Annotated in this window: 27 protein-coding genes; 20 read left to right on the forward strand and 7 right to left on the reverse strand. The window is 69.5% G+C overall.

Features of this window, described 5'->3' with window-relative positions; translation table 11 throughout:
• The first annotated feature begins 160 nt into the window (after positions 1-160).
• The 12 genes from ACFOPI_RS09650 (at position 161) to ACFOPI_RS09705 (ending at position 13,473) form a co-directional block, all read left to right on the forward strand.
• Positions 161-1,357 (forward strand): amino acid ABC transporter substrate-binding protein, encoded by a 1,197-nt coding sequence (locus ACFOPI_RS09650; protein WP_382173330.1) that lies wholly within the window; start codon positions 161-163, stop codon positions 1,355-1,357.
• Between the two features lie 12 nt (positions 1,358-1,369).
• Positions 1,370-2,272 carry a branched-chain amino acid ABC transporter permease gene (locus ACFOPI_RS09655; protein ID WP_382173331.1) on the forward strand — a complete coding sequence of 301 codons (903 nt, stop codon included), beginning with the start codon at positions 1,370-1,372 and terminating at the stop codon, positions 2,270-2,272.
• On the forward strand, positions 2,269-3,297 hold the full coding sequence (locus ACFOPI_RS09660) for a branched-chain amino acid ABC transporter permease (protein ID WP_382173333.1): 1,029 nt from the start codon (positions 2,269-2,271) through the stop codon (positions 3,295-3,297). The genes ACFOPI_RS09655 and ACFOPI_RS09660 overlap by 4 nt, the downstream gene beginning before the upstream one ends.
• Positions 3,287-4,081 (forward strand): ABC transporter ATP-binding protein, encoded by a 795-nt coding sequence (locus tag ACFOPI_RS09665; RefSeq protein ID WP_382173335.1) that lies wholly within the window; start codon positions 3,287-3,289, stop codon positions 4,079-4,081. The genes ACFOPI_RS09660 and ACFOPI_RS09665 overlap by 11 nt, the downstream gene beginning before the upstream one ends.
• Complete coding sequence (locus ACFOPI_RS09670) at positions 4,078-4,866, forward strand: ABC transporter ATP-binding protein (protein ID WP_382173337.1); 789 nt, start codon at positions 4,078-4,080, stop codon at positions 4,864-4,866. Before ACFOPI_RS09665 ends, ACFOPI_RS09670 begins: the two co-directional genes overlap by 4 nt.
• A 33-nt stretch (positions 4,867-4,899) precedes the next feature.
• Complete coding sequence (locus ACFOPI_RS09675) at positions 4,900-6,354, forward strand: aldehyde dehydrogenase (protein WP_382173339.1); 1,455 nt, start codon at positions 4,900-4,902, stop codon at positions 6,352-6,354.
• Between the two features lie 35 nt (positions 6,355-6,389).
• A complete protein-coding gene (locus ACFOPI_RS09680; RefSeq protein WP_382173341.1) occupies positions 6,390-7,670 on the forward strand; it encodes a glutamate-5-semialdehyde dehydrogenase in 1,281 nt (426 codons plus the stop codon).
• A 104-nt stretch (positions 7,671-7,774) separates the two neighbouring features.
• Positions 7,775-9,058, forward strand: a complete 1,284-nt coding sequence (gshA, locus tag ACFOPI_RS09685; RefSeq protein ID WP_382173342.1) for a glutamate--cysteine ligase — start codon at positions 7,775-7,777, stop codon at positions 9,056-9,058.
• A gap of 141 nt (positions 9,059-9,199) precedes the next feature.
• Positions 9,200-11,068 carry a potassium transporter Kup gene (locus ACFOPI_RS09690; RefSeq protein ID WP_382173344.1) on the forward strand — a complete coding sequence of 623 codons (1,869 nt, stop codon included), beginning with the start codon at positions 9,200-9,202 and terminating at the stop codon, positions 11,066-11,068.
• Between the two features lie 19 nt (positions 11,069-11,087).
• A complete protein-coding gene (locus tag ACFOPI_RS09695) occupies positions 11,088-12,272 on the forward strand; it encodes a benzoate/H(+) symporter BenE family transporter (RefSeq protein WP_382173346.1) in 1,185 nt (394 codons plus the stop codon).
• Positions 12,269-13,222 carry a glutathione synthase gene (gshB, locus tag ACFOPI_RS09700; protein ID WP_382173348.1) on the forward strand — a complete coding sequence of 318 codons (954 nt, stop codon included), beginning with the start codon at positions 12,269-12,271 and terminating at the stop codon, positions 13,220-13,222. Before ACFOPI_RS09695 ends, gshB begins: the two co-directional genes overlap by 4 nt.
• Complete coding sequence (locus ACFOPI_RS09705; protein ID WP_382173349.1) at positions 13,219-13,473, forward strand: VF530 family protein; 255 nt, start codon at positions 13,219-13,221, stop codon at positions 13,471-13,473. The genes gshB and ACFOPI_RS09705 overlap by 4 nt, the downstream gene beginning before the upstream one ends.
• 3 nt (positions 13,474-13,476) lie before the next feature.
• Here ACFOPI_RS09705 and ACFOPI_RS09710 read toward each other — a convergent pair whose 3' ends face one another.
• Positions 13,477-14,238 (reverse strand): class II glutamine amidotransferase, encoded by a 762-nt coding sequence (locus ACFOPI_RS09710; RefSeq protein ID WP_382173351.1) that lies wholly within the window; start codon positions 14,236-14,238, stop codon positions 13,477-13,479.
• A gap of 4 nt (positions 14,239-14,242) precedes the next feature.
• A complete protein-coding gene (locus ACFOPI_RS09715; RefSeq protein ID WP_382173353.1) occupies positions 14,243-15,748 on the reverse strand; it encodes an MFS transporter in 1,506 nt (501 codons plus the stop codon).
• A 114-nt stretch (positions 15,749-15,862) separates the two neighbouring features.
• On the opposite strand from ACFOPI_RS09715, the gene ACFOPI_RS09720 reads away from it, so the two are divergent.
• Together ACFOPI_RS09720 and ACFOPI_RS09725 are read left to right on the forward strand one after the other, a co-directional pair.
• Positions 15,863-16,522, forward strand: a complete 660-nt coding sequence (locus ACFOPI_RS09720; RefSeq protein WP_382173354.1) for a response regulator — start codon at positions 15,863-15,865, stop codon at positions 16,520-16,522.
• Positions 16,519-17,856: an ATP-binding protein gene (locus ACFOPI_RS09725; RefSeq protein ID WP_382173356.1), complete on the forward strand. Its 1,338-nt coding sequence runs from the start codon at positions 16,519-16,521 to the stop codon at positions 17,854-17,856. Before ACFOPI_RS09720 ends, ACFOPI_RS09725 begins: the two co-directional genes overlap by 4 nt.
• Here the strand turns inward: ACFOPI_RS09725 and ACFOPI_RS09730 are convergent, their stop codons facing one another.
• Positions 17,857-18,546, reverse strand: a complete 690-nt coding sequence (locus tag ACFOPI_RS09730) for a DUF1345 domain-containing protein (RefSeq protein WP_382173358.1) — start codon at positions 18,544-18,546, stop codon at positions 17,857-17,859. It abuts the gene before it with no gap.
• Between the two features lie 91 nt (positions 18,547-18,637).
• On the opposite strand from ACFOPI_RS09730, the gene ACFOPI_RS09735 reads away from it, so the two are divergent.
• Together ACFOPI_RS09735 and ACFOPI_RS09740 are read left to right on the forward strand one after the other, a co-directional pair.
• Positions 18,638-20,116 carry a DegQ family serine endoprotease gene (locus ACFOPI_RS09735; RefSeq protein WP_382173360.1) on the forward strand — a complete coding sequence of 493 codons (1,479 nt, stop codon included), beginning with the start codon at positions 18,638-18,640 and terminating at the stop codon, positions 20,114-20,116.
• Positions 20,116-20,436, forward strand: a complete 321-nt coding sequence (locus ACFOPI_RS09740) for a hypothetical protein (protein WP_382173362.1) — start codon at positions 20,116-20,118, stop codon at positions 20,434-20,436. The genes ACFOPI_RS09735 and ACFOPI_RS09740 overlap by 1 nt, the downstream gene beginning before the upstream one ends.
• Here ACFOPI_RS09740 and ACFOPI_RS09745 read toward each other — a convergent pair.
• On the reverse strand, positions 20,429-20,653 hold the full coding sequence (locus ACFOPI_RS09745; protein ID WP_382173363.1) for a cysteine-rich CWC family protein: 225 nt from the start codon (positions 20,651-20,653) through the stop codon (positions 20,429-20,431). The two genes, ACFOPI_RS09740 and ACFOPI_RS09745, sit on opposite strands and share 8 nt — an antisense overlap.
• Before the next feature lie 56 nt (positions 20,654-20,709).
• Between ACFOPI_RS09745 and ACFOPI_RS09750 the strand changes: the two genes are divergently transcribed.
• From ACFOPI_RS09750 to ACFOPI_RS09760, 3 genes are read left to right on the forward strand one after another with little or no spacing between them, the layout of a single operon-like run.
• Positions 20,710-21,426 (forward strand): c-type cytochrome, encoded by a 717-nt coding sequence (locus tag ACFOPI_RS09750; RefSeq protein WP_382173364.1) that lies wholly within the window; start codon positions 20,710-20,712, stop codon positions 21,424-21,426.
• The gene (locus tag ACFOPI_RS09755; protein WP_382173366.1) at positions 21,423-22,682 is read left to right on the forward strand and encodes a cytochrome c; all 1,260 of its coding nucleotides are present in this window, start codon (positions 21,423-21,425) and stop codon (positions 22,680-22,682) included. The genes ACFOPI_RS09750 and ACFOPI_RS09755 overlap by 4 nt, the downstream gene beginning before the upstream one ends.
• 58 nt (positions 22,683-22,740) lie before the next feature.
• Entirely contained in the window at positions 22,741-23,562 is an 822-nt protein-coding gene (locus tag ACFOPI_RS09760) for a crotonase/enoyl-CoA hydratase family protein (RefSeq protein WP_382173368.1), read from the forward strand.
• On the opposite strand, the gene ACFOPI_RS09765 is transcribed toward ACFOPI_RS09760, so the two are convergent.
• Genes ACFOPI_RS09765 through ACFOPI_RS09775 form a run of 3 tightly spaced genes read right to left on the reverse strand, consistent with a single transcriptional unit; the run spans position 23,549 to position 25,492 of the window.
• Complete coding sequence (locus ACFOPI_RS09765) at positions 23,549-23,845, reverse strand: hypothetical protein (RefSeq protein WP_382173370.1); 297 nt, start codon at positions 23,843-23,845, stop codon at positions 23,549-23,551. The genes ACFOPI_RS09760 and ACFOPI_RS09765 overlap by 14 nt on opposite strands.
• Positions 23,846-23,859: 14 nt before the next feature.
• Positions 23,860-24,558, reverse strand: a complete 699-nt coding sequence (locus ACFOPI_RS09770; protein WP_382173371.1) for a hypothetical protein — start codon at positions 24,556-24,558, stop codon at positions 23,860-23,862.
• A 7-nt stretch (positions 24,559-24,565) separates the two neighbouring features.
• On the reverse strand, positions 24,566-25,492 hold the full coding sequence (locus ACFOPI_RS09775; RefSeq protein ID WP_382173373.1) for a LysR family transcriptional regulator: 927 nt from the start codon (positions 25,490-25,492) through the stop codon (positions 24,566-24,568).
• Between the two features lie 138 nt (positions 25,493-25,630).
• On the opposite strand from ACFOPI_RS09775, the gene ACFOPI_RS09780 reads away from it, so the two are divergent.
• Complete coding sequence (locus ACFOPI_RS09780; RefSeq protein WP_382173375.1) at positions 25,631-25,837, forward strand: hypothetical protein; 207 nt, start codon at positions 25,631-25,633, stop codon at positions 25,835-25,837.
• Position 25,838: the final 1 nt, after the last annotated feature.

The following is a 25,838-nucleotide window of genomic DNA, read 5'->3' on the forward strand; positions in this document are numbered from 1 at the left end:
GGGAGGCTGGCTGTGCCCATGGGAGATGTGGGGGCGAGGGTTATCCCTCATCGCCGTGCACGTTTGGACAAGCGCTTTGTGCAGGCTGAGCAAAGCGCTGCCCAGCCTTCGTTCCTAGCATCGACGGGCCGGTTGCAACCACCTACAAGGAGACACCACCATGGCCCATCCCACCCGCCGCCTCGTCATCCAGCGCGCCGCCGCCACCGTGGGCGCGATGTCCGTCGCACCCCAGCTGCTGGCGCAGTCCGCGCCCGTGCGCGTGGGCTACGCCATGGCCCGCACTGGCCCCTGGACCGGCGGCGCCCAGACCAGCCAGGAGCCCAACTACCTGCTGTGGGCCGAGCAGCAGAATGCCGCCGGCGGCCTCGACGTCAAGGGCGTGCGCCGCAAGATCGAGCTGATCAGCTCCGACGACCGCAGCGACGTCGAGACCTGCGTGCGCACCTACCAGAAACTCATGGCCAGCGACAAGGTGGACCTTGTGCTGGCGCCCTGGGGAAGCAACGCCAACTTCGCCGTCGCGCCGCTGGCCAACCGCCTGGGCTACCCCTTCCTCGCGCCGACCGCGCTGTCCAAACGGCTGATCGAGATGAAGCTGCCGTACTTCTTCCTCATGCTGCAGCAGCCGGCGCCCATGACCAACGCGCTGGTGGACATGCTCAAGGCCAACGGCTGCAAGACCCTGGCCTGCATCTACGTGGACGACCTGTTCGGACTGGAGAACTACGCCGCGCTCAAGGTGGCGCTGCAGGGCAGCGGCATCCAGATGGTGGAGGACAAGAGCTACCCCGGCGGCGTCAAGGACCTCTCGCCGGTGCTGCGCAGCATCAAGGACAAGAACCCCGACGCCTTCGTCGGCTTCACCTACCCGCCCGACACCATCCTGGCCAGCAAGCAGGCCAAGGAGGTGGGCTTCAACCCGAAGTTCTTCTACGCCTCGGTGGGCACAGCCTTCCCGCTCTACAAGAACGTGATGACCCCCGCTGGCGCCGAGGGCGTGCTGGGCATGGGCTCGTGGAACGGCAAGACCAGCGCGGGCGCCAAGGCCTATTTCGATGCCCATGTGGCGAGCCAGAAGAAGGAACCCGACCGCTGGGCCAGCGGCGCCTGCTGGGCTTCGCTGGAGATCCTGACCAACGCCGTCAAGCAGGTGGGGCTGGAGCGCAAGGCCATCCGCGACTACGTGGCCGGCACCACGCACAAGACCATCCTGGGCGACATCAAGTTCACCGGCAGCGAGAACGTGGGCACGCCGGGCACGGTGAGCCAGTGGCAGAACGGTGAGTTCGAGGTGGTGTGGCCGCAGCAGGTGGCCACAGCGAAACTGAACCCCGCCAAACCGGCCTGGAAGTGACACCGCCCCCGCATGTCGTTTCCCGCCTGGCTTGAACTGATCGCCTCCGGTCTCATCACCGGAGGGATCTACGCGCTGGTCGCGCTGGGGCTGAACCTCCAGTACGGCCTGATGCGCATCCTCAACATCGCGCACGGCGAGTTCCTGATGGTCGGCGCCTTCCTCACCTGGATGGTGCAGACGCAATTCGGGCTCTCACCGCTGTGGATGATCCCGGTGTCGTTTGTGATGCTAATGCTCATCGGTCTGGCGGTGCACTGGCTGTGCTTCCGGCGCCTGACTGCGACCTCGCCCAACCTCGACGTGTTCGAGGCGCGCGGGCTGATGGTCGCCTTCGGTCTCATGTTCCTGGTGCAGAACGTCATCTCCTACATCTGGGGCGGCGACCTGCGTGGCTACGACTACCTGACCGATCCGGTGGTCATCCCGCTACCCGGCGGCCAGGCGCAGTTCGCGGCCAACAAGCTGCTGGTGTTCGCGCTGGCCCTGCTGTTTGCCGGCGAGCTCATCGCGCTGCTGCGCATGACGCTGCTGGGCAAGGCGGTGCGCGCGCTGATGCAGTCGCCCACCGGCGCGCAGCTGGTCGGCATCGACACGCGGCGCCTGCATCCCTTCATGTTCGGCATCGGCCTGGGCCTCTCGGGCGTGGCCGGCTGCCTGCTGTCCATGGCCTACACCATCAGCCCGTCCATGGGCGAGCCCTACACCGTCACCGCCCTCATCGTCATCACCCTCGGCGGCTTCGGCAGCATGGGCGGCGCGCTCGCGGGCGGCCTGCTGCTGGGCGTCATCGAAGCCATCGGCATGCACTTCACCAACCCCTCGCTCAAGGCGCTGCTGAGCTACGTGGTCTTCATCGGCGTGCTGCTGCTGCGCCCCGAAGGCCTGTTCGCCCGCAAAGGGAGGAAGGCATGAATTCGCGGCAGCTTCTGATCCGTGATCTGCTGGTCCTGCTGGCCTTCACCGGCTGGGCGCTGGCCATCCCGGGGTATGGCAGCGAGTTCGTGGTCTCCATGGCCATGACCTGCCTGATGTACGTGGCGCTGTCGTCCAGCTGGTCGCTGTTCTGCGGCACCACGCGCTACCTCTCGCTCGCCACCTCGGCCTTCTTCGGCATCGGCGCCTACACCAGCGCCCTGCTGCTGGAGACCTGGCCCTGGGAGCAAGTCATTGCGCTGGGCGCGCTGATCGCGGCCGCCGTGGCGGTGGTCATGGGGGCGGCGGTGCTGCACCTGCGCGGCACCTACTTCGCGGTGCTCACCTTCGGCATGACCGAGCTGATCCGCCACGCCATCAGCTACTTCGAAAAAAGCGTCACCGGCACCGTCGGCCGAGTGCTGGTGGTGGTGCCCGAGGACCGCACCATCTACCTCACGGTGCTGCTGATCGCGGTGCTGGCGGTGGCCCTGTCCATCGTCGTGCGCCGCACGCGCTTCGGCCTGGCCATGGCCGGCATCGGCGCCGACGAGCAGCGGGCCCAGACCCTGGGGGTGAACACCCGGGTGGTCAAGGTGGCGGGCTTTGCGATCACGGCCGCGGTGGCCGGCGCGGTGGGCGCGGCCATGTCGGTGCGCTGGACCTACATCGACCCGCACACCGTGTTCAATCCCTTCATCGGCTTCCAGACCGTGCTGATCGCCCTGATCGGTGGTGCCATGACGCTGTGGGGGCCGCTGATCGCTGCCATCGTGTTCAGCGTGCTGTCCGAGACCCTGCGCCTGCAGGTGCCGCAGCTCTACATGATGTCGTTGGGTGTGCTGCTCATCCTCTCGGTGCTGTACCTGCCGGGGGGGCTGGCCTCGCTGCGCTGGCAGACCTTCCGCGACTGGGGGCAGGCCAGCCGGCGGTGGTGGCGCGAGCTGCGCGAAGACCTGACCGGCGAGACGGCACAGCGCAAGGCCAGAGACCGGCTGCAGCGGGAGCGCTCGAATGTCCTCTGACGTGCACACCCAGCCCTTGCTCGACGCCCGCGAGGTCACGGTGCGCTTCGGCGGCCTGACCGCGGTCGACCACGTGGACGCGGTCTTCATGCCCGGTGAGCTGGTGGGCATCATCGGCCCCAACGGCGCGGGCAAGACCACCTTCTTCAACGCCATCTCGGGGGTGATCCGGCCCACCAGCGGGCGGCTGATGGTCGAAGGACGCGACCTGAGCGGCCAGGCGCCGCACCGCTTCGCCGCACGCGGCCTGGCGCGCACCTTCCAGACCCCGCGCGTGTTCGGCGACATGCCGGTGCGCGAGAACATCGCTTTCGGTCTGCAATTCGCCGGTCGCCGGCCGCGCAAGTACTGGCTCTGGGGCGAAGAGGCCTCGGTGCCCTGGGCGCTGCGCACGCCCGAGAGCATCCTGTCGCTGATCGGTCTCTCGGCCCAGGCCGATCTGCCCGCCGCGGCCATCACACCCTCTCAGCAGCGCCTGCTGGAGATCGGCATGGCGCTGGCCACACGGCCGCGCCTGCTGCTGCTCGACGAGGTGGCCGCCGGCCTGACCGAAGTGGAAGTGGAGGCGATGGCGCGGCTGATCCGCCGTCTGCGCGACGAATTGGACCTCACCGTGGTCTGGATCGAGCACGCCGTGACCACGCTGCTGCGCCATGTGGAGCGCGTGATCGTGCTGCACCAGGGCCGCAAGATCGCCGACGACGTGCCCGCCGCCGTGGTGCGCCACCCCGAGGTGATCGAGGCCTACCTGGGCGACGAGATGGCCGAGGAGGCCGCCGCATGATGTGGTACCGCGACACTCCTTTCGTGCTCGGTGGCAGCCCGCAGGCGCACCTGAAGGTGCAGGGCCTGTCCGCCGGCTACGGCGCCTTCCTGGTGCTGCGCGATCTCCACCTCGAGGTCCGGCCCGGTCTGACCGTGGTGCTGGGCCCCAACGGCGCCGGCAAGACCACGCTGCTCAAGGCGCTCAACGGCCTGATCCGCCGACAGGGCGTGGTCACGCTCGATGGCGATGACCTGCCCGAGAAAACCGACCGTATCGTCAAGGCCGGTGTGGCCCTGGTGCCGGAAGGGCGCCAGCTGTTCCCGCAGATGACGGTGCTGGAGAACCTCGAACTCGGTGGCTGGCTGGTGCCCAAGGCCGAGCGCGCCCGCCGGCTCGAACAGGCCTTCGTCGATTTCCCCAAGCTGCGCGACCGCGCCCAGCAGCTGGCCGGCACCATGAGCGGCGGTGAGCAGCAGATGGTGGCCGTGGCGCGCGCCATGATGAGCGCGCCGCGCCTGCTGATGCTGGACGAACCCTCGCTCGGCCTGGCACCGCGCATGGTTGATGAGCTGCTGGGCATGGCCCGGCGCATCGCCGACGCCGGCACCACGGTGCTCATGGTCGAGCAGAACGTCAAGAAGGCCCTGGCGGTGGCCGACCGCGGCTACGTGCTGGAACGCGGCGCGCTGGTGGCCAGCGGCCCCGCGAAGCTGCTGGCGCGTTCCAGCGTGGTGCGCGAGGCCTACCTGGGGGCCGCCACCACCGCTTCTCCAACCGCGGCGCGCCCGCCCGCCGCGGCCTGATCCCGTCTTTTGGCAACACACAGGAGAGAAACCATGTCCGATCTGTCCATGCTCATCAACGGCCTGAAGGTCGGCGCCGAACACGGCGCCAGCTTCGAGCGCCGCAACCCGCTCGATGGCAGCGTCGCCACGCGCGCACCCGCGGCCTCATCCGCCGACGCCGTGATGGCGGTGGAGGCCGCGGCCGAGGCCTTCAAGACCTGGAGCGAGACCGGCCCGTCCGAGCGCCGCGCGCTGCTGCTCAAGGCCGCCGACGCGCTGGAGGCCAAGACGCCCCAGTTCATCGAAGCGGTGCCGGCCGAGACCGGCGCCACCGGCATGTGGGCCGGTTTCAACGTCATGCTGGCGGCCGGCATGCTGCGCGAGGCCGCGGCGCTGACGACGCAGGTGGCGGGCGAGGTGATTCCGTCCGACGTGCCGGGCAGCCTGGCCATGGGCGTGCGCCAGCCGGCCGGTGTGGTGCTGGGCATCGCGCCCTGGAACGCCCCCATCATTCTGGGCGTGCGGGCGATTGCCACGCCCCTGGCCTGCGGCAACACGGTGATCCTCAAGGGCAGCGAGAACTGCCCGCGCACCCACGGCCTGATCATCGAGGCGCTGCAGGAGGCCGGCTTCCCGCCCGGGGTGGTGAACTACGTGACCAACGCCCCGGCCGACGCCGGTGCCGTGGTCGAGGCGATGGTGGCCCACCCCGCGGTGCGGCGCGTGAACTTCACAGGCTCCACCAAGGTCGGCAAGATCATCGCCCAGACCTGCGCGAAGTACCTCAAGCCGGTGGTGCTGGAACTGGGTGGCAAGGCGCCGCTGGTCGTGCTGGACGACGCCGACCTGGACGACGCCGTCAACGGCGCTGCTTTTGGCTGTTTCGCCAACAGCGGCCAGATCTGCATGAGCACCGAACGCATCATCGTGGACCAGAAGGTGGCCGACGAGTTCGTGAAGAAGTTCGGTGACAAGGCGAAGAGCCTGCCGCTGGGGGACCCGCGCAAGCCCGACCCGGTGGTGCTGGGCTCGGTGATCGGCATGGGCACGGTGCACCACTGCAATGCCCTGATCGACGATGCGCTGGCCCAGGGCGCCAAGCTGGTGTGTGGTGGCAAGGCCGAGAACACGCTGATGCCCGCCACCGTGCTCGACCACGTCACGCCGGCCATGCGCATCTACCACGAAGAGACCTTCGGCCCGGTCAAGTGCATCGTGCGCGTGAAGGACACGCAGGAAGCGATTGCCTGCGCCAACGACAACGAATACGGTCTGAGTGCCGCTGTCTTTGGCCGCGACATCGCCCGCGCCTTCAACGTCGCCCGCAAGATCGACAGCGGCATCTGCCACGTCAACGGACCGACTGTGCACGACGAGGCGCAGATGCCGTTTGGCGGCGTCAAGGGCAGCGGCATCGGCCGATTCGGCGGCAAGGCCGGCATCGCCGAGTTCACCGAACTGCGCTGGATCACGGTGCAGACCACGCCGCGGCACTACCCCTTCTGAGGGCCTGAAACCGGCGGAGGTGCGAAAATCGCGGCATGAACGCGACCTCCACCTCCGAACTGATGAACACACTGGGCAGCCAGGCCAAGGCCGCTTCGGCGCTGATGGCCAAGGCTGGCGCTGCGACCAAGATCAAGGCGTTGCGCGAACTGGCCCGCTTGCTGCGCGAGAACGTGGCGCCGCTGCAGGTGGAGAACGCGAAGGACCTGGAACGCGCCCGTGCCGCCGGTCTGGCCGAACCCATGGTGGACCGGCTCAAGCTCACGCCCAAGGTGCTGGAAACCTGCGCCGAAGGCTGTGAGCAGCTGGCGGCGATGCCCGACATCATTGGCGAGATCTCGGGTATGAAGCAGATGCCCAGTGGCATCCGTGTGGGCCAGATGCGCGTGCCCATCGGCGTGTTCGGCATGATCTACGAAAGCCGCCCGAACGTGACCATAGAGGCCGCCAGCCTCTCCATCAAGAGCGGCAACGCCTGCATCCTGCGCGGCGGGTCCGAGGCCATCGATTCCAACCGGGCGCTCGCCGCGCTGGTGCAGCAGGCTTTGGTGGCTGCGGGCCTGCCGGCCGACGCGGTGCAGCTGGTGCCCACCACCGACCGTGCCGCCGTCGGCCAGCTGATCACCATGCCGCAGTACGTGGACGTGATCATCCCGCGTGGTGGCAAGGGCCTGATCGAGCGCATCAGCGCCGAAGCCAAGGTGCCCGTCATCAAGCACCTGGACGGCAACTGCCACACCTACGTGGACGACCCCTGCGACATCGCCATGGCGGTCAAGGTGGCCGACAACGCCAAGACGCAGAAGTACAGCCCCTGCAACGCCACCGAAAGCCTGCTGGTGGCGCGCGGCGTGGCGGCCGACTTTCTGCCCAAGATCGGCGCCGTCTACGCCGCCAAGGGCGTGGAGATGCGCGGCTGCCCCGAGGCGATGGCCCTCCTGGCCGCCGTGCCGGGAGCCCAAGTCAAGGCCGCGACCGAGCAGGACTGGTGCGAGGAATACCTCGCGCCCATCGTCAGCGTCAAGCTGGTGGATGGGGTCGACGAGGCCATCGCCCATATCAACCGGTACAGCAGCCATCACACCGACGCCATCCTCACCACCGACCATGTGCACGCCCAGCGCTTCCTGCGCGAGGTCGATTCGGCCAGCGTCATGGTGAATGCGAGCACCCGCTTCGCTGATGGCTTCGAGTACGGGCTGGGCGCTGAAATCGGCATCAGCACCGACAAATTCCACGCCCGCGGGCCGGTGGGCGTCGAGGGGCTGACCTCGCTGAAGTACGTGGTGCTGGGCGAGGGCGAAATCCGCACCTGAGGGGGCTTGCAAGCCGGGGCGCCGGCCCCACTTCTGACCTTTGGCTGTCTTGACCGGTCCCTACAATGGGGCGGTCGTTTTATTCTTCGCGCAAAGGTTGTCCCATGGTTCCGCACCTCGTCACGGCATTGACCGGTCCGATCAACGAGCTGGAGCAGCGGATCCTCGAGTCCACGCCGGTGATCGAGCGCTGGTTCCGTCTGGAATGGATGGAGCACACGCCGCCGTTCTACAGCTCGGTGGACGTGCGCAACGCCGGTTTCAAGCTGGCCCCGGTCGACACCAACCTCTACCCCGGCGCCTGGAACCATCTGACGCCCGAGATGATGCCGCTGGCGGTGCAGGCGGCCATGGCGGCGATCGAGAAAATCTGCCCCGAGGCCAAGAACCTGCTGCTGGTGCCCGAGAACCGCACCGACATCTTTTACCTGGCCAACCTGGCGCAGCTGCAGCGCATCTTCTATCAGGCCGGTCTGAACGTGCGCCTGGGATCGCTGTCCAACGACATCAAGGCACCGACCACCTTCGACCTGCCCGGCGGCGAATCGGTCATGCTCGAACCCCTGATCCGCAGCAAGCGCCGCCTGGGGCTCAAGCACTTCGACCCCTGCACCATCCTGCTCAACAACGACCTGAGCGCCGGTGCGCCGGGCATCCTGGAAGATCTGCACGAGCAGTACCTGCTGCCGCCGCTGCACGCCGGCTGGGGCATCCGCCGCAAGAGCAACCACTTCAAAGCCTATGAAGAGGTGGCCAAGCGCTTCGGCAAGCTGCTGGGCATGGACCCCTGGCTGATCACGCCCATGTTCAACCAGTGCGGCGCGGTCAACTTCGCCGAACAGAGCGGGTTGGAGTGCCTGCGCAGCAACACCGACGCCCTGCTGGCGCGCGTGCGCCGCAAGTACAAGGAATACGGCATCAACGAGAAGCCTTTTGTCGTCATCAAGGCCGACAACAGCCATGCGGCGCTGGGCCAGCTGACGGTGCGCGACGCCAAGGAGCTGGACGATGCCTGGTTCCATGCGCGCGCCAAGGCCACCGCGGGGCACGCGATCGGCGAGGTGATCATCCAGGAAGGCGTGCTCACCAACGAGCGCATCAATGCCGCCGTGGCCGAGCCGGTGGTCTACATGATGGACCGCTACGTGGTGGGCGGTTTCTACCGCGTGCACGCCGACCGCAGCACCGACGAGAGCCTGGCCGCACCGGGCGCGAGCTTCGTGCCCCTTGCTTTCGAGCAGAGCGCCCAGCTGCCGCAGCCGGGTATGAAGCCCGGGGCCAGTGTGCCCAACCGCTTCTACATGTACGGGGTGATCGGCCGGCTGGCCATGCTCTCGGCCGCCTACGAGCTCGAAGCGACCGACCCGGACGCCGAAAGCTACGACTGACGCTGGACGGTTGTTGCGCCGCAACATCCGGCGCCCGGCCGTCCGTTTGAGGCGATCTCCCGGCTGACAGCCGGGTGGGCGCTGGCGCAGAATCGCGGTCTTCCAGACAACGGGTCTGGCCTTCCTTGGCCGGACGGTTTTGTGTCCTCGAACAAGTCGTCGCTTGCTGCGCTCACCCTGGGCGCCATCGGTGTGGTCTACGGCGATATCGGCACTTCGGTGCTGTACGCCATCAAGGAAATCTTCGGGTCGGGCCATGTACCCTTCACACACGCCAACGTTTACGGCGTGCTGTCCATCGTCTTCTGGACGCTGACGGTCATCGTCTCGCTCAAGTACGTCACCCTGGTGCTGCGGGCCGACAACGGCGGCGAAGGCGGCCTGATCGCCATGCTGGCACTGGCCTCGCAGGCGGTGAAGGACAAGCCCGAACTGCGCAAGTGGCTGCTGGCCATCGGCATCTTCGGCACCTCGCTGTTTTACGGCGACGGCGTCATCACCCCCGCCATTTCGGTGCTGTCGGCCGTGGAGGGCCTGGAGGTGGTGTCGCCCCACTTCAGGAAATACGTGGTGCCCATCACGCTGGTGGTGCTGTTTGCGCTGTTCTTCGTGCAAAAGCGCGGCACGGGCGGCATCGGCAAGTTTTTCGGCCCCATCACCGTGCTGTGGTTCCTGTCCATCGCCCTGCTGGCGGTGCCACACATCGTCGGCCACCCCGAGATCCTGGGGGCGCTCAGCCCGCACCATGCGCTGCGCTTCATGTGGGAGCAACCGGGCACCACCTTCATCATCCTGGGTGCGGTGGTGCTGTGCGTGACTGGCGGTGAGGCGCTGTACGCCGACATGGGCCATTTCGGCAAGAAACCGATCCGGCTGGCCTGGTTCTCCATCGTCATGCCCTGCCTCACCATCAACTACTTCGGCCAGGGCGCGCTCCTGCTGGAAGACCCGGAGGCGGTGAAGAACCCCTTCTTCAACATGGCGCCCGACTGGGCCCTGCTGCCCCTGGTGGGGCTGGCCACCATGGCCACGGTGATCGCCTCGCAGGCGCTGATTTCCGGCGCCTTCAGCGTGACCAAACAGGCCATCCAGCTGGGCTACCTGCCGCGCCTGAACATCCGCCACACCAGCGTCAGCGACACCGGGCAGATCTACATCCCCTTCGTCAACTGGGGCCTGTTCACCGCCATCGTGCTGGCGGTGGTGATGTTCAAGTCCTCGTCCAACCTGGCGGCGGCCTACGGCATCGCAGTCACGCTGGACATGCTCATCACCACCGTGCTGACCTTCTTTGTCATCCGCTACGGCTGGAAGTACCCGCTGGCCCTGTGTGTGGCCGCCACCGGCTGGTTCTTCCTGGTCGACCTGGCCTTCTTCAGTTCCAACCTGCTCAAGCTCTTCGCTGGTGGCTGGTTCCCGCTGCTGATCGGTGGGGTGGTGTTCACGCTGATGATGACCTGGAAGCAGGGCCGGGCCCTGATGGCCAAGGCCCAGCAGGCCGAGGCCATCGAGCTGGACAGCTTCCTCGACGCCGTCTTCATGGACCCACCCACGCGGGTGGCCGGCACGGCGGTGTTTCTGACCGCGGACACCGGCACCGTGCCCAATGCGCTGCTGCACAACCTCAAGCACAACAAGGTGCTGCACGCGCAGAACCTGTTCGTCACCGTGCGCAGCCACGAGCGCCCCTGGATCGGCCTGGACAAGCGGCTGGAGGTCAACGCCCTGGGGCACGACTGCTGGGAAGTGGTGATCCATTACGGCTTCAAGAACGACCCGGACGTGCCCAAGGCGCTGGAGCTGATGCGCGGCCGCGGCTGCGAACTGGAGCCGATGCTGACCAGCTACTTCCTCTCGCGCGACCTGGTGGTGCCCACGCTGGGCGAAGGCATGGCGCTGTGGCGCGAGAAGCTGTTCGCGCAGATGCACCACAACGCGGGCGCGGCGGCCGAGTTCCTGAACCTGCCGGCCAACGCGGTGATCGAGCTCGGCTCCAAGCTGGAGATCTGACGCCCGGCACAATCGCCGGATGTCTTTTTTTCGTGACCTGAACCTCTCGGCCGCCACGGCCGGCTTCGTGGCGGTGCTGGTGGGCTTCACCAGCTCGGTCGCCATCGTCTTCCAGGCCGCGCAGGCCTTCGGCGCCACGCCCGAGCTCATCACCTCCTGGATGTGGGCGCTGGGCCTGGGCATGGGCCTGTGTTCGGCCATTCCCTCGCTGATCCTCAAGAAGCCGGTGATGGTGGCGTGGAGCACGCCGGGGGCCGCCGTGCTGGCCACCGCTGGGTTGGCCGGCGGCTTCACGATGGCGCAAGCCGTGGGCGCCTTCATGGCCTGCGCGGCGCTCATCATCCTGTCTGGCGCGACCGGCCTGTTCGAGCGGGTGATGAACCGCATCCCGATGGCTATTGCCTCCGCCCTGCTGGCCGGCGTACTGGCGCGCTTCGGCCTGCAGGCCTTTGCCGCCGCGCAGACCGCGTTGCTGCTGGTGGTGCTGATGCTGCTGGCCTACCTGCTGGGGCGGCGCTTCCTGCCGCGCTACGCGGTGCCGCTGACCCTGTTGGTGGCGGTGGTGCACGTGGTGGTCAACGGCCAATTCAACGCCGGTGCGCTCACGCTGCAATGGGCCGTGCCGGTGTTCACCGCGCCCGAGTTCACGTTCAGCGCCTTCGTCAGCCTGGCGCTGCCGCTGTTCATCGTCACCATGGCCTCGCAGAACCTGCCCGGCGTCGCGGCCATCCGCGCGGCGGGTTACGACATGCCGATCTCGAAGATCATCACCATGACCGGTGTCGCGACCCTGGTGCTGGCGCCCTTCGGCGGCTTCGCGCTCAACCTCAGCGCCATCACCGCCGCCATCTGCATGGGCGAAGAGGCGCACGCCGACAAGGGCAAGCGCTACACCGCGGCCGTGGCCTGCGGGCTGATCTACATCGCCATCGGCCTGGTGGGCGCGGCGGTCACCGGCCTGCTGCTGGCCTTTCCCAAAGAGCTGGTGCTGGCCATCGCCGGGCTGGCGCTGCTGGGCAGCATCGGCGGTGGCCTGCACGCCGCGCTCAAGGACGACGCCCACCGCGAAGCCGCGCTCATCACCTTCCTCGTCACGCTCAGCGGGGTGGTGATAGCCGGCATCGGCTCGGCGTTTTGGGGCGTGGTCGCCGGCGCTCTGGCGCTGTTTGTGCAACAGTACGGAGCCCGAAAGACAAGCCCATGAACATCCTTTTCGTTGCCGACCCGCTCGAGTCCTTCAAGACCTACAAGGACACCACCTTTTCCATGATGCGCGAGCTGCAGCAACGCGGCCACGCCATCGCCGCCACCGAACCACGTCACATGGGCTGGCGCAGCGGCGGCACCGTCAACGCCACGGTGCGCCGCATCCGCCTGACCGGCGACGCGCACGACTGGTTCACCGTCACCGGCAAGGCGGTCGAGTCACTGAAGGACTTTGACGCCGTGCTGATGCGCAAGGACCCGCCGTTTGACAGCGAGTTCTTCTACAGCACCCATCTGCTGGAACAGGCCGAGCGAGAGGGCACCCGTGTGTTCAACAGCCCGCGCGCCTTGCGTGACCACCCCGAAAAACTCGCGCTGATGGAGTTCGCGCAGTTCGCGCCGCCCACGCTGGTGACGCGCGCCGCCGACGATATCCGCGCCTTTCACGCCGAGCACAAGGACATCATCCTCAAGCCTCTGGACGGCATGGGCGGCATGGGCATCTTCCGGGTTGGCGCCGACGGCATGAACCTGGGTTCCATCATCGAGACCCTCAACCAGGGCGGTACCACGAGCGTGATGGTGCAGCGTTATCTGCCCGAGATCGCGCTGGGCGACAAGCGCCTGCTGCTGATCGGCGGGAAGGTCGCGCCCTACGTGCTGGCGCGCATTCCGCAGGGCAACGAGGTGCGCGGCAACCTGGCCGCCGGCGGCAAGGGCGTGGCGCAGCCGCTCTCCGATGAGAACCGCGCCGTGGCCGAGGCCATCGCACCGGTGCTGGCCGCGCGCGGCCTGCTGCTGGTGGGGCTGGACATGATCGGCAACAAGGTCACCGAGATCAACGTCACCAGCCCGACCTGCTTCCAGGAGATCCACGACCAGACCGGCTTCGATGTGCCAGCTATGTTCGTGGACGCGCTGGAGGCGGCACTGAAAGCACCGGCGTGAGCGAGGGCCCGAAGCCCGCCCAGGCGAACAACCCGCTCCACGGGATGACGCTGGAGGCGATCCTCAACGCCCTGGTCGAAACCTATGGCTGGGACGGTCTGGGTGAGCGCATCCCGGTGCGCTGCTTCAACATTGACCCCAGCATCACCTCCAGCCTGCGCTTCCTGCGCAAGACGCCCTGGGCGCGCGAGAAGGTCGAGGGCCTGTACCTCTACATGCTGCGCGAGCAGCAGCGCCGAGCCCGGCTCTGAGGCCTACACCACCACGCCGTCGACGAACACCTTCAGCTCGCCGGGCTCGAAGGCGGTCCACTGCTCGTCGCTGGTCAGCGGCGTGGTGACGATCACGGCCGCGCGGTCGCCGGGCTGGTTGACCTCGGCGAAGTTCACCGTCCAGTCGTGGTCCATCAGCGTGGCCTTGGAGAACGGGTACTGGCGCACCAGCCAGTGCAGCTTCGTGCTGCAGTGCGCCCACATCGCCTCGCCGTTGGACAGCAGGAAGTTGAAGGTGCCGAAGCGGGTGACCTGCGGGATCAGTTCGCGCAGGGTGTGCGTCAGCTCCTCGACGCTGGGCAGGCTGGCGTGCGACTTGGCCAGCTCCTGCATGAGCCAGCAGAAGGCGCGCTCGCTGTCGGTGGTGCCGACGGGGCGGAACGCGCTGTGCAGCTTGGGAAAGTAGTCCTTGAGGTCGCCGTTGTGGGCGAACACCCAGTGCCGGCCCCAGAGCTCGCGCGTGAACGGGTGGGCGTTCTCGAGGCTCACCTCGCCGATCGTGGCCTTGCGCACGTGGGCGACGATGTTCTTGCTCTTGAGCGGGTAGCTGCGCAGGAACTCGGCCATGCGCGAGTTGGCCGCGCTCTCGTGGTCGATGAACAGCCGCAGGCCCCGCCCCTCGAAGAAGGCGATGCCCCAGCCGTCGGCGTGGTGGTCGGTGGCGCCCCCGCGCTGGCAGAAGCCGGTGAAGCTGAACGAGGCGTCGGTCGGCGTGGCGCAGTTGAGACCCAGCAATTGGCACATCCGGTTATTGTCCGGCAGCCTTCGCGGGTTTTTCGCGCATTTTTACTGCGGCACCAATGGCCAGCGCACAAATGGCCGCGACCATGAAAAACGTCTCGTTGAACGGGGCCAGGTGGCCAGGCGCGGTGTTGCCCGGGACCAGCTTGAGGCCGTGCGCCGCGGTCCGCCACTCCAGCACGATGCCGCACAGGCTCACCCCGGCCGCGCCGCCCAGCATGCGCAGGAAGTTGATGGCGCTGGCGCCCTGCGGGATCTGCGCCCGGTCCAGGCCGCGCATGGCGCCGACGTTCAGCGAAGGAAGGATGAAGCCCAGGCCCAGCCGGCCCAGGATGGCCCAGGCCACCAGCAGGGTGAGGGTCTGGGCGCGGTGATCTGTGTCGATGGTGGGCATGAGAGCGAACGAGCTGGCCAGCAGCAGCAGGCCGATGCTCACCAGCCGGTGCGCCGGTTGCCGGTCCGAGAGCCGGCCGACCAGGGCAATGGTCACCGCCAGCACCAGGCCGGCGGGCAGCAGGATGGTGCCGACAAACGAGGCGGACAGGCCCAGGCCCATCTGCATGTAGACCGGCAGCAGGTAGGTCGACCCGAACAGCGCGACGCCGTAGATGAAGGCCACGATGCTGCCCATGGCGAAGCGCCGGTCGCGGAACAGTGAGAGGTTTAGCAGCGGGTCTGTGCCCTGGTGGGGGTGGCGCGCGCGCGCCAGCAGCATGCGCCGCTGCAGCGCCACAAAGACCAGCAGCGCCGCCACGGCCGCGCCGAGCAGCGCGAAGGCGGTGAGCGCTGTGCCGCCCTTGAGTTCCACCAGGCCGTTGAGCAGGCACAGCGTGCCAGTGGTGGCCAGCAGGAGGCCGCGCCAGTCGAGCGCCGCGCCCTGCGGGTTGGCCGCTGCGCCGCCGGGGGCGTTGGTCGGCACGAAGCGACGCGCCATCCACAGCGAGGCCAGGCAGAACGGCACCACCATGAAGAAGATCGAGCGCCAGCCGAAGGCGTCGACCAGCAGGCCGCCGATGGACGGCCCCAGGGCCGGCGCCAGCACCACGCCCATGCCGAAGATGCCGCTGGCGCGGCCCTGTTCCTGGGAGTCGAAGGCGCGCAGGATGATGATGGCGGGGATCGGCTGCACCACGCCGGCGGCCAGCCCTTCGGCCACACGCGCGGCCAGCACCAGCGGATAGTGCTGTGCGAAGCCGCCCACCAGGCCGCCGGCCAGCAGCAGCCACATGCAGCCGGTGTAGGTGCGGCGGTAGCCGTAGCGCGCCAGCAGCCAGGGTGTGGTGAGCATGGACACCGTCATGGCCGCCATGAAACCCGAGGTGGCCCATTGCGCACGCTCCTGGCCCAGCGCGAAGTGGTGGCTCATGTCGGGGATGGCCACGTTGACGATGGTCGAGGACATGACCGAGGCCATGGTGCCGACCATCACCGAGAGCAGCAGCAGCCAGCGGTAGCGCGGCCCGTGGCGCTCGCGCAGGGCGGTGATGGAATGAGGGTCGGGCGGTTGGTTCATGCGGGCGGGTCCAGCCGGCAGCTTATCGGGTTTGCCCGCGCCGGGCGTGGCCAGGGACATGCCGCGTAACATTGCCGGCACCCGCGCGCGGCACTCAGGCCGGCGCGGCCTGCAATGCGCCTCTTGCTGGTGGAAGACGACTCGATGATCGGCGAAACGGTGCTCGACCTGTTGCGCGCCGAGCAGTACGCCGTGGACTGGGTGCGCGACGGCGACGCCGCCGACACGGCCCTGCGCACCCAGGGCTACGACCTGGTGCTGCTCGACCTGGGCCTGCCGCGGCAGGATGGCCTGTCGGTGCTGCGCCGGCTGCGCGCGCGCCGCTCCCGCGTGCCGGTGCTCATTGCCACCGCGCGCGACGCGCTGAAACAGCGTGTCGAGGGCCTGGACGCCGGGGCCGACGACTACGTGGTCAAACCCTACGAGATGGAGGAGCTGCTGGCGCGCATCCGGGCATTGCTGCGCCGTGCCTCGGGCCGCGCCGAGCCGGTCTACGAACACCAGGGGGTGTGCATCAACCCGGCCACGCGCGAGGTCACGGTGAACGGCGAACCGGTGGTGCTCTCGGGCCGCGAGTGGGCGGTGCTGGAGCCGCTGCTGGCGCGGCCCGGGATGGTGCTCTCGCGCGCGCAGCTGGAAGAAAAGCTCTACGACTGGAAGCACGAAATCAGCTCCAACGCGGTCGAGGTCTACATCCACGGCCTGCGCAAGAAGCTGGGCGCAGACCTGATCCAGAATGTGCGCGGCGTTGGCTACCTGGTGCCCAGGGCATGAGGCTGCGCTGGCCCACCTCCCTGCGCGCCCGCCTGCTGGGCTTCGTGCTGCTGGCCATTCTGGCCACCGCGCTGCTGCAGGCCGCCTTGGCCTGGCGCGCGGCGCGGGCCGAGGCCGACGCGCTGTTCGACTACCAGATGCGCCAGACCGCCCAGACCCTGCGTGCCGGTCTGCCCGAGGGCCTGGCCACCGGCGTGCTGCCGGTGCCGCCAGAGCAGCAGGACTTCGACTTCGTGCTGCAGATCTGGTCCGTCGATGGCTCGCTGCTGCTGCGCTCGGCCGACCGGCCCGAGCTGCCGGCACGCGCGGTGCTGGGTTTTGCCGACGTGGCGGCCCACGGCACCACCTACCGCGTCTACTCGGTGATCACCGGTGGCCTGGTGATCCAGGTGGCGCAGGACATGGCGGTGCGCCAGCGCATGGCCGGCGATCTGGCGCTGCGCACGGCCGCGCCGGTACTGTGGCTGGCGCCCGTGCTCATGCTGGCCGTGGGCTGGCTGGTGCGCCGCACGCTGGCGCCGGTGGAACGGGTGCGGGGGCAGGTGGCCACGCGCAGCGCCGACGACCTGGCGCCGCTGGCCGGGCAGGACCTGCCCGACGAAGTCCGCCCGCTGGTGCAGGAATTCAACGGCCTGCTGCAGCGCCTGGGGCTGGCCTTCGAGGTGCAGCAGCGCTTCGTGGCCGATGCGGCGCACGAGCTGCGCTCCCCGCTGGCGGCACTCAAGCTGCAGGTGCAGGGCCTGCGCCGCGCCGAGGACGCCGAGACCCGCGAGCGCGCGCTGCAGCGGCTGGACGCCGGCATCGACCGCGCGACGCGGCTGGTGGGCCAGCTGATGGAACTGGCCCGCCAGCAGGCGCGGCAGGCTGAGGGCACCCCGGCCGCGCTGCTGGACCTGGTGGCGCTGGCGCGCACGGTGATCGGCGAGGCGGTGACCGATGCCCAGGCCCGCTCGCAGGACATCGGGTTGTCGGGGCTGGAGGCGGCGCTGGTGACGGGGCACGCCGACGCACTGCGCCTGCTGCTGCGCAACCTGATCGAAAACGCCATCAAGTACACCCCGGCCGGCGGCCGCATCGAGGTCGGTGTGGTGGCTGGCGAGGCCCCGGGGCGGGTGGCGCTGGTGGTGGAGGACAGCGGACCGGGCATTCCCGAGGCCGAGCGTGTGCGCGTGCTCGACCGCTTCTACCGACTGCCTGATGCGCCCTCCACCGGCAGCGGCCTGGGGTTGGCGATTGCGCAGTCGGTGGCTCAGATGCATGGCAGCGGGCTGCGGCTGGACACCTCGCCCACGCTGGGCGGCCTGCGCGTACGGCTGGCGCTGCCGGCGGCCTGATCAGGCCAGCGTGCTGGCCAGCACGTTCACCGCCAATGCCAGCACGGTGAGGTTGAAGGCGAACGACAGCAGCCCGTGCCCCGTGGCCAGCCGGCGCAGCGAGCGCTCGGTGATGGCCACGTCCGAGACCTGCGAGGTCATGCCGATCACCGCGCTGAAGTAGAAGAAGTCCAGGTAGTCGGGCGCCTCGCCGCCCGGAAACACCAGGCCGCCCACGTGCGGGCGATCGCGCCCGTCCGGCCGGTAGTAGCGCCGCGCGTAGTGCAGCGCGAACACGCTCTGGATAAGCAGCCAGGCGCCCATCAGCGACAGCACCATCAGCGCCAGGTGGGCCATGCGCGGCGCGCCGCGCAGGTGGGCGCCAGCGTCGGCGGCCATGGCAACCGCCACCAGACAGGCCAGCCCCGCCAGCGTGACCAGCACGAACAGCATGGCCGCGCCGGGGTCTTCCCATTGGGCGCGGCGCCGGGTGTCGGCGGCGTTGAGGCGGTGGGCCAGGTGGGCCATCAGCCCCAGGTAGGTGGTGCAGTACACGACCCAGCCGCAGAGCAGGGCGGTGCCGGCCGGCGCCGCCACCAGCCGCGCCACCGCCAGACCGGTCAACACCCCGGGCAGCAGCGCCAGTGCCTGGCGTTCCAGGGCGCTGAATCGGGCCGACCAGTGCAGGCCGTGCAGCGGGTGCGATCTCATGCGGGCAGTGTGCCACGCGGGCCGATTAAGCCCCGTCTAAGTGAACGCGCCCACATTCGTTGCCAGTCCAACTCGTTTCACAGGAGCGATCATGCAACTCAACACCCTCACCCCCACCCGTCTGGTGCTGGTCCTGGCGGCCGCCGGAGCGATCGGCGGTGCCGGCGCCACCTGGCTGCACGGTTCGCACGCCAGCGCTGCTGCGCCGTCGCCGACCGCGGTGGTGGCGGCGGCGCCCGCACTCAGCGCAGGGCAGGCCGACTTCGCCAGCATCGCCGAGCGCCACGGCGCGGCGGTGGTGAACATCAGCGTCAGCGGCACGAGGAAGGTGTCCGACGAGGAGCGGGCCGGTGTGCCCGGGCTCGACCCTCGGGACCCGCTCTACGACTTCTTCCGCAACTTCCCGGGCTACGCCGGGCCGCGCGGCGGTGCCACGGAGCAGCCGGTGCGTGGCCAGGGCTCGGGCTTCATCGTCAGCAGCGACGGCCTGATCCTGACCAACGCCCACGTGGTGCAGGACGCCAGCGAAGTGACGGTCAAGCTCACCGACCGGCGCGAGTTCCAGGCCAAAGTGCTCGGGGCCGACCCGCGCACCGACGTGGCGGTGCTGCGCATCGACGCGAAGAACCTGCCCGTGGTGCCGCTGGGCAGCTCCCGCTCGATGCGGCCCGGCGAATGGGTGCTGGCCATCGGCTCGCCCTACGGTTTCGAGAACAGCGTGACCGTCGGCGTGGTCAGCGCCAAGGGCCGCTCGCTGCCCGACGACAGCCTGGTGCCCTTCATCCAGACCGACGTGGCCATCAACCCCGGCAATTCGGGCGGGCCGCTGTTCAACGCGCGCGGCGAGGTGGTGGGCATCAACTCCCAGATCTACAGCCGCTCGGGCGGCTACCAGGGCCTGTCCTTCGCCATCCCGATCGAGGTGGCCAGCAAGGTGCGGGACCAGATCGTGGCCACCGGCAAGGCCAGCCACGCGCGGCTGGGCGTGACAGTGCAGGAGGTGAACCAGGCGCTGGCCGACTCCTTCGGCCTCGACAAACCCGAGGGTGCCCTGGTCTCGGGGGTCGAGCCGGGCGGCCCGGCGGCCAAGGCCGGGCTGAAGTCTGGCGACGTGATCCTGAGCGTCAATGGCCAGACCATCGTGTCTTCGGCCGACCTGCCAGCCTACATCGGCCAGGCCAGCCCGGGTGAGAAGGTCACGCTCGAACTCGCGCGCCAGGGCAAGCGCGAAACACTCAGCGCGCAGCTGGGCGATGCGGGCGACAAGAAAGCCGAGGTGGCCCAGACCGACAAGGCCGCGAACCAGGGTCGCCTGGGCCTGGCGCTGCGGCCGCTGCAGCCGCAGGAAAAGCGCGAGGCGGGCGTGGACGGCGGCCTGGTGATCGAGGACGTGGCCGGCGCCTCGGCCCGCGCCGGTGTGCAGCCGGGCGACCTGCTGGTGGCGGTCAACGGCACGCCGGTGACCAGCATCGACCAGGTGCGTGCGGCAGTGGCCAAGGCCCAGAAGTCGGTGGCGCTGCTGATCCAGCGCGACGGCGACCGCATCTTCGTGCCGGTGAAGCTGGGCTGATGGCCTCAGACGCCACGGGCGGGCGTCAGGGGGCGGGCCTGTCGGCTCACATCCTGCCGACCTCGGCCACCATGATCGGGGTCTGCCTGACCGCGCTCTACATCAGTCTGCTTGGTCCGTCGAGCGAGAGCCGGGTGCTGGTGGACAAGCTGCTCGCGTTCGACGGGCTGGTGTTCCTGGGCAGCGCGCTGCTGTCCTTCGTGTCGATGCGGGTGGCGCGCGAGGCCGGGCGCTGGGAGCGGCTGGCCGAGAGCGTCTTCGTCGGCGGGCTGGGCCTGCTGGCGCTGGGGGGCGTCGCGCTGGCTTTCGTCGTCAACTGAGCGGCTGGCCGGCGAAGCGCGCCACGCAGGCGGCGCAGATGCAGGCCTTGCCTTCGGCCTCCTGGGGCAACCGGGCCAACAGGTCGGGCGGGAACGCGGCATCGACGCACCAGCAGGGCGGCTGCGTCTGGCCGGTGGCGCGCTCAAGCTCCATCGCGCAGCGGTTGTCGCCGCCGCAGAGCGGGCATCGGGTGGGGTCGGTTGGCGAGTTGGCCATGGGGTGCATGGTATGTTCAAACGCTCCCGGCGCGGCCGGGACTTTGTCATCGCCCCATGTCCCTGCGCATCCTGCTTCTTGTCGCCGCCCTGTGCTTGCCGTGGGCGGTCCGCGCCCAGGCGCCCGCAGCCCCGCCGCCCCACATGGACCAGCGCGTCCAGGCCTGCACCCTCTGCCACGGCAAGGAAGGCCGCGCCACCCCGGGCGGCTTCTTCCCGCGCATCGCGGGCAAGCCGGCCGACTACCTCTACCACCAGCTGCTGAACTTCCGCGACGGCCGCCGCAACAACGACGGCATGCGCTACCTGCTGGACCACCTGAGCGACGACTACCTGCGCCTGATCGCGCAGCACTTCGCAGCGCTGGATCTGCCGTACCCGCCGCCGCTGCCGCCGCAGGGTGACGCCGCCATGCTGGCCCGCGGCGAGGCGCTGGTGCGCCGTGGCGACCCGGCGCGTGATCTGCCGGCCTGCACCGCCTGCCACGGCGCGGCCATGACCGGGGTGCGGCCCGCTGTGCCCGGCCTGCTGGGCCTGCCGCGCGACTACCTGATCGGCCAGCTCGGCGCCTGGCAGACCGGCCTGCGCAAGGCCTTTGCGCCCGACTGCATGGCCCATGTGGCGCAGCGCCTCTCGCCCACCGACGTCGCGGCCGTGGCCAGTTGGCTCGCCGCCCAGCCGCTGCCGGCCGACCCGCACCCGGCCGCGCCTGGCACCGGACCGCTGCCGCTGCGCTGCGGGTTGACGCCACCGGTGGTGGAGGGCGCGAAATGAGGCGCCGCCCCCTGCGCTGGATCGCCGCCGTGTTCGTGGCGGGGCTGCTCCTGTTGGGCGCCGTGGTCGGTGTCGAGCTGCACGCGCCCGCGTTGCCGCCCTCGACCGAGGCCGCACCCGCCGACCCCACGCTGCTTGCGCGTGGCGCCGAGTTGGCGCGCGCCGGCAACTGCATGGCCTGCCACACCGTGCGCGGCGGCGCGCCCTACGCGGGCGGTCGCCGCATCGGCACGCCCTTCGGCGACCTGTACGCCGGCAACCTCACGCCCGACGCCGAGACCGGCCTGGGCAACTGGTCGCTGCAGGCCTTCCAGCGCGCGCTGCACGAAGGCCGCTCGCGCGACGGCCGGCTGTTGTACCCCGCGTTTCCCTACGCCCACTTCACCCGCCTGACCGACGACGATGTGGCCGCGCTCTGGGCCCACCTGCGCCACCTGACGCCGGTGCACCAGCCCAACACTCCGCACGCGCTGCGGTTCCCCTACGGCACCCAGCCGGCGCTGGCGGTCTGGCGCGTGCTGTTCTTTGAGCCCGGGCGCTTCCAGCCCGATGCCGCACAGAGCGCCGAATGGAACCGGGGTGCCTACCTGGTCAACGGCGTCGCCCACTGCGCCGCCTGCCATGGCACACGCAACGCCTGGGGCGCGACCACCGAGGCCTTCGGTGGCGAGCGCCTGCCCGACGGCCGCTGGTTCGCGCCTTCGCTGCTCGACCCGCGCCAGGCGGGCGTGCAGGACTGGCCGGCCGAACGTGTGGCCGCGCTGCTGAAGAACGGCAGCGTCCCCGGCGCCAGCGTGGCCGGCCCGATGGCCGAAGTGGTGTTCCACGGCACCCAGCACCTGCCCGAGGCCGATGTGAAGGCGATGGCCAGCTACCTGAAGAGCCTGCCCATGAAAGCCAGTGAGCCACCGACCTTCAAGCGCGCCGACGGCGCACTGCTGGAAGCCGGCGGGCGCCTGTACCAGCAGCACTGCGCCGACTGCCATGGCGAGCAGGGTGAGGGCCGACAGGGCATGTACCCGCCGCTGGCGGGCAACCGCGTGGTCACCATGGACGACCCGACCAATGCGCTGCAGGCCATCGTCGGCGGTGGTTTCGCGCCGTCCACGCCGGGCCACCCGCACCCCTATGGCATGCCGCCGTTCCGCACCCTGCTGCGGGACGACGAGATCGCCGCGGTGGCGAGCTTCCTGCGTCAGAGCTGGGGCCACCACGCCAACCCGGTGAACCCGCTGGACGTGCAGCGCGTGCGCTGAAATCCGCATGACGCCTGGGTGACGGACGCCGACCGGGTGCGCTGCCACCATGGCGCGCATGAGCCCATCACCCACCGACACCACCACCCCGCCCGAAGGCCGCATCACCTCGCTGGCCCGCGGTCCGCTGCTGCTGATCGGCATCGACCGTCCGGCCAAGCGCAACGGCTTCACGCCGGCCATGATGCGGGCGCTGGCAGAGGCCTACACCCGGCTGGACGACGACCCGGCGCTGCGCGTGGGCGTTCTGCACGCGCACGGCGAGCACTTCACCGCGGGGCTGGACCTGCCCAGCTTCGCGCCGCTGATGCAACGCGGCGAGTCGCCGGTGCCGCACGGCCTGGTCGATCCGCTGAACCTGGGCGATCCGGGCTGGCGCCGCCGCACCAAGCCCATGGTGGTGGCGGTCAAGGGCATCACCTTCACGCTGGGCATCGAGCTGATGCTGGCGGCCGACATCGTGGTCGCGGCCGATGACTGCCGCTTCTCGCAGCTCGAAGTGGCGCGCGGCATCATGGCCACCGGCGGCGCGACGCTGCGCATGGCCGAGCGCGCCGGCCTGGGCAACGCCCTGTTGCACCTGCTGACCGGCGACGAGTTCGACAGCGCCGAGGCGCTGCGGCTGCACTTCGTGCAGCGCGTGGTGCCGGCGGGTCAGGAGCTGGACGAGGCCCTGCGCATCGCCAACCAGATCGCGAAGCAGGCGCCGCTGGCGGTGATCGCCTCGCGGCTGAATGCGCTCAAGGCCGTGGAGCAGGGACCGATGGTGGCCATGGCCGAGTTCGACGCCACGCAGCAGCGGCTGGCGCTCAGCGAAGACGCGGCCGAGGGCGTGGCGGCCTTCCGCGAGAAGCGCCCGCCGGCGTTCAAAGGCCGCTGAAGTCGGCCACCAGGGCCTCGCCCCAGTCCCAGGGGCCGGTCAGCGTGAGCCGGACCTCGGTCCAGTCGCCGTCTTCGTGCACCTGGGTGTCGGCGTCCCAGGCTCCGCCCTCGTCCAGCTGGCCGCGCGGCCCGGGCGCTTCGCGCCGCGCGCGCGCCAGCACGGCGTCCACCTCGGCCATCACCGCCGGCAGGTCGGCGCGGCGCACGCTGGCCACGGCCTCCCAGCTGCCGGTGCCCTCGCCATCGTCGGCGGCGTCGAAGATCAGGTAGTTCAGGGGCATGGGTGGTTCCGGGTTCAGCGCATGGCGTCCAGCGTGCGCGCGATCTCGCCGCCGCAGGCCGTGCGGTTGCGCGCGTACTCCTCGGGCGTGTCGATCTCGCGGTGGCGCTGCAGCGTGTGCTTCATCTGCGCGTCGACCCAGGGCAGCCACTGCTCGCGGATGTGGCGGGTCAGGCGCTCCTGCAGTTCCTTGGGTTCGCCGTAGTAGACCTTGTTTCCGAACGACTGCTGCATGCCTTCGCGCATGCGGTCGGCCGCCGACGCCAGCGTGAGCTGGTTGATCTGCACGTGGCGCATCTCGTGCGCCAGGATGTGGCGGTGGGCGCAGCTGCCGTCCTCGAACTCGCTGGCCACCGACACCACGTGCGGGTCCAGGCTGAGCGTGACGGTGATGGCCGGGCGCATGCACACCAGGCGCTCGAGCGGGTGGCTCAGCGTCGGGCTGCGGAAGGCGATGCGCGTGCCCAGCTGCAGCTCGGTCAGGCCGAGGGTGAAGGCGTTCTCCTGCGGCAGGCGCTGGATCTGCATCAGGTCGGCGATGCTGCGGTCGCGCCGGTGGCGGACAGGGGCCGGTTCGGCGGTCACCTCGACCACGGTGGGCGGCAGCTGCGCCTCGCACAGCGCCTGCCACCGGGCCGACGGCTGCTCGGCCAGCACCAGAGGGGGCAGCAGGGTCAGCAGCAGGGCGGTGGGAAGGGTGAATAACTGGCGCATGCCTTGATCACCCCGCAGAAGCAGCGAGGTTCGGTGTGCGGTCGTGGGCGATCCAGCCGGCCCAGAAGTCGATGCAGGCGCGGATCTTGGGCAGCCGCTGGCGCGCGCTGGCGGTCACCGCGTACAACGGCACCGGTTGCGGGTCGACGAAGCCCGCCAGCACCGGTACCAGCAGGCCCTGCTGCACCAGCGGTGCCGCGGCCACGGTGGCCAGCCGGCCGATGCCCAGGCCTTGCACCAGCATGTTGGCGGCCAGGCCGGTGTCGTTGGTGCGCCAGTAGCCCTCGATGGTGCGGCGGCAGGGCGAGCCGTCGACCACGAAGGGCCAGCGGTTGAGGTGTGGTGCCGCGGTGTTGCTGATCAGGCGGTGGCGGTGCAGCTCGTCGGGGTGCTGCGGCAGGCCGGCGCGGGCCGCGTAGGCGGGCGAGGCGTAGAGCGCGCGGCCCAGCTGGCCCAGCGCACGCGCCACCTGGGTGTCGGGCAGCTCGGTGCTGGTGCGGATGGCGATGTCGATGCCCTCGCGCGCCATGTCCGCCAACCGGTCGCTCACCTCCAGCTCCACGCGCAGCTGCGGGTGCTGCTGGTTCAAGGCATTCAGGCTGGGCAGCAGCAGGTACTGCGCGATCACGGTGCTGGCCGCCACGCGCACCAGGCCGCGCGCCTCGCCCGACTGCTGCGCGAAGTCGGCCTGCAGCCCGTCGAGCGCGCCGGTGATGCGGTGGCAGTGTTCGAGAAAGGTCTCGCCCTCGGCGCTGAGCGACAGACCGTGCGTGGAGCGGTGCACCAGTCGGGCACCACAGATCTTCTCGATGCGGCTCAGCGCGCGCGAGACCTGGCTGACCGGCACGTCGCGCTCGCGCGCTGCCGCCGACAGGCTGCCCAGCGCGGCCACGCGGGCAAACAGCTTGAGGTCGTCGAAGGCGAGCGCGTCCATGCGGCGATGGTAGTGCGCGCCGGTGCGCAGGGCCTTGCACGCGCTGCAAAACCGTTTTGAACCGCCTGCCGTTTCCCGCTGAAGGGGCTTTGCCTAGAGTCCGTTCACCCCTTCATTCATTGCCGACAGGAGCCCCCTATGCGCACCGAACACCTTCACCAGACCTTGTCGCCCCAGGCCCATGCGGCCCTGTTCGATGCCCTGCAGCACCAGGCCGAGCGCGAGCGGCGGGCAGCGGTGCAGCGCTTCGGGGGCGTCACCACCAACCGGCTGCGCGCCCTGGTCCGCGGCCTGGCGGCACACCGGGCACACGGCGCCCCGACCGTCCGCCTGATGGAAGGTTGAA

Origin of the sequence: Hydrogenophaga luteola (genome assembly GCF_042648585.1) — a bacterium.
Lineage (GTDB): Bacteria > Pseudomonadota > Gammaproteobacteria > Burkholderiales > Burkholderiaceae_C > Hydrogenophaga > Hydrogenophaga luteola.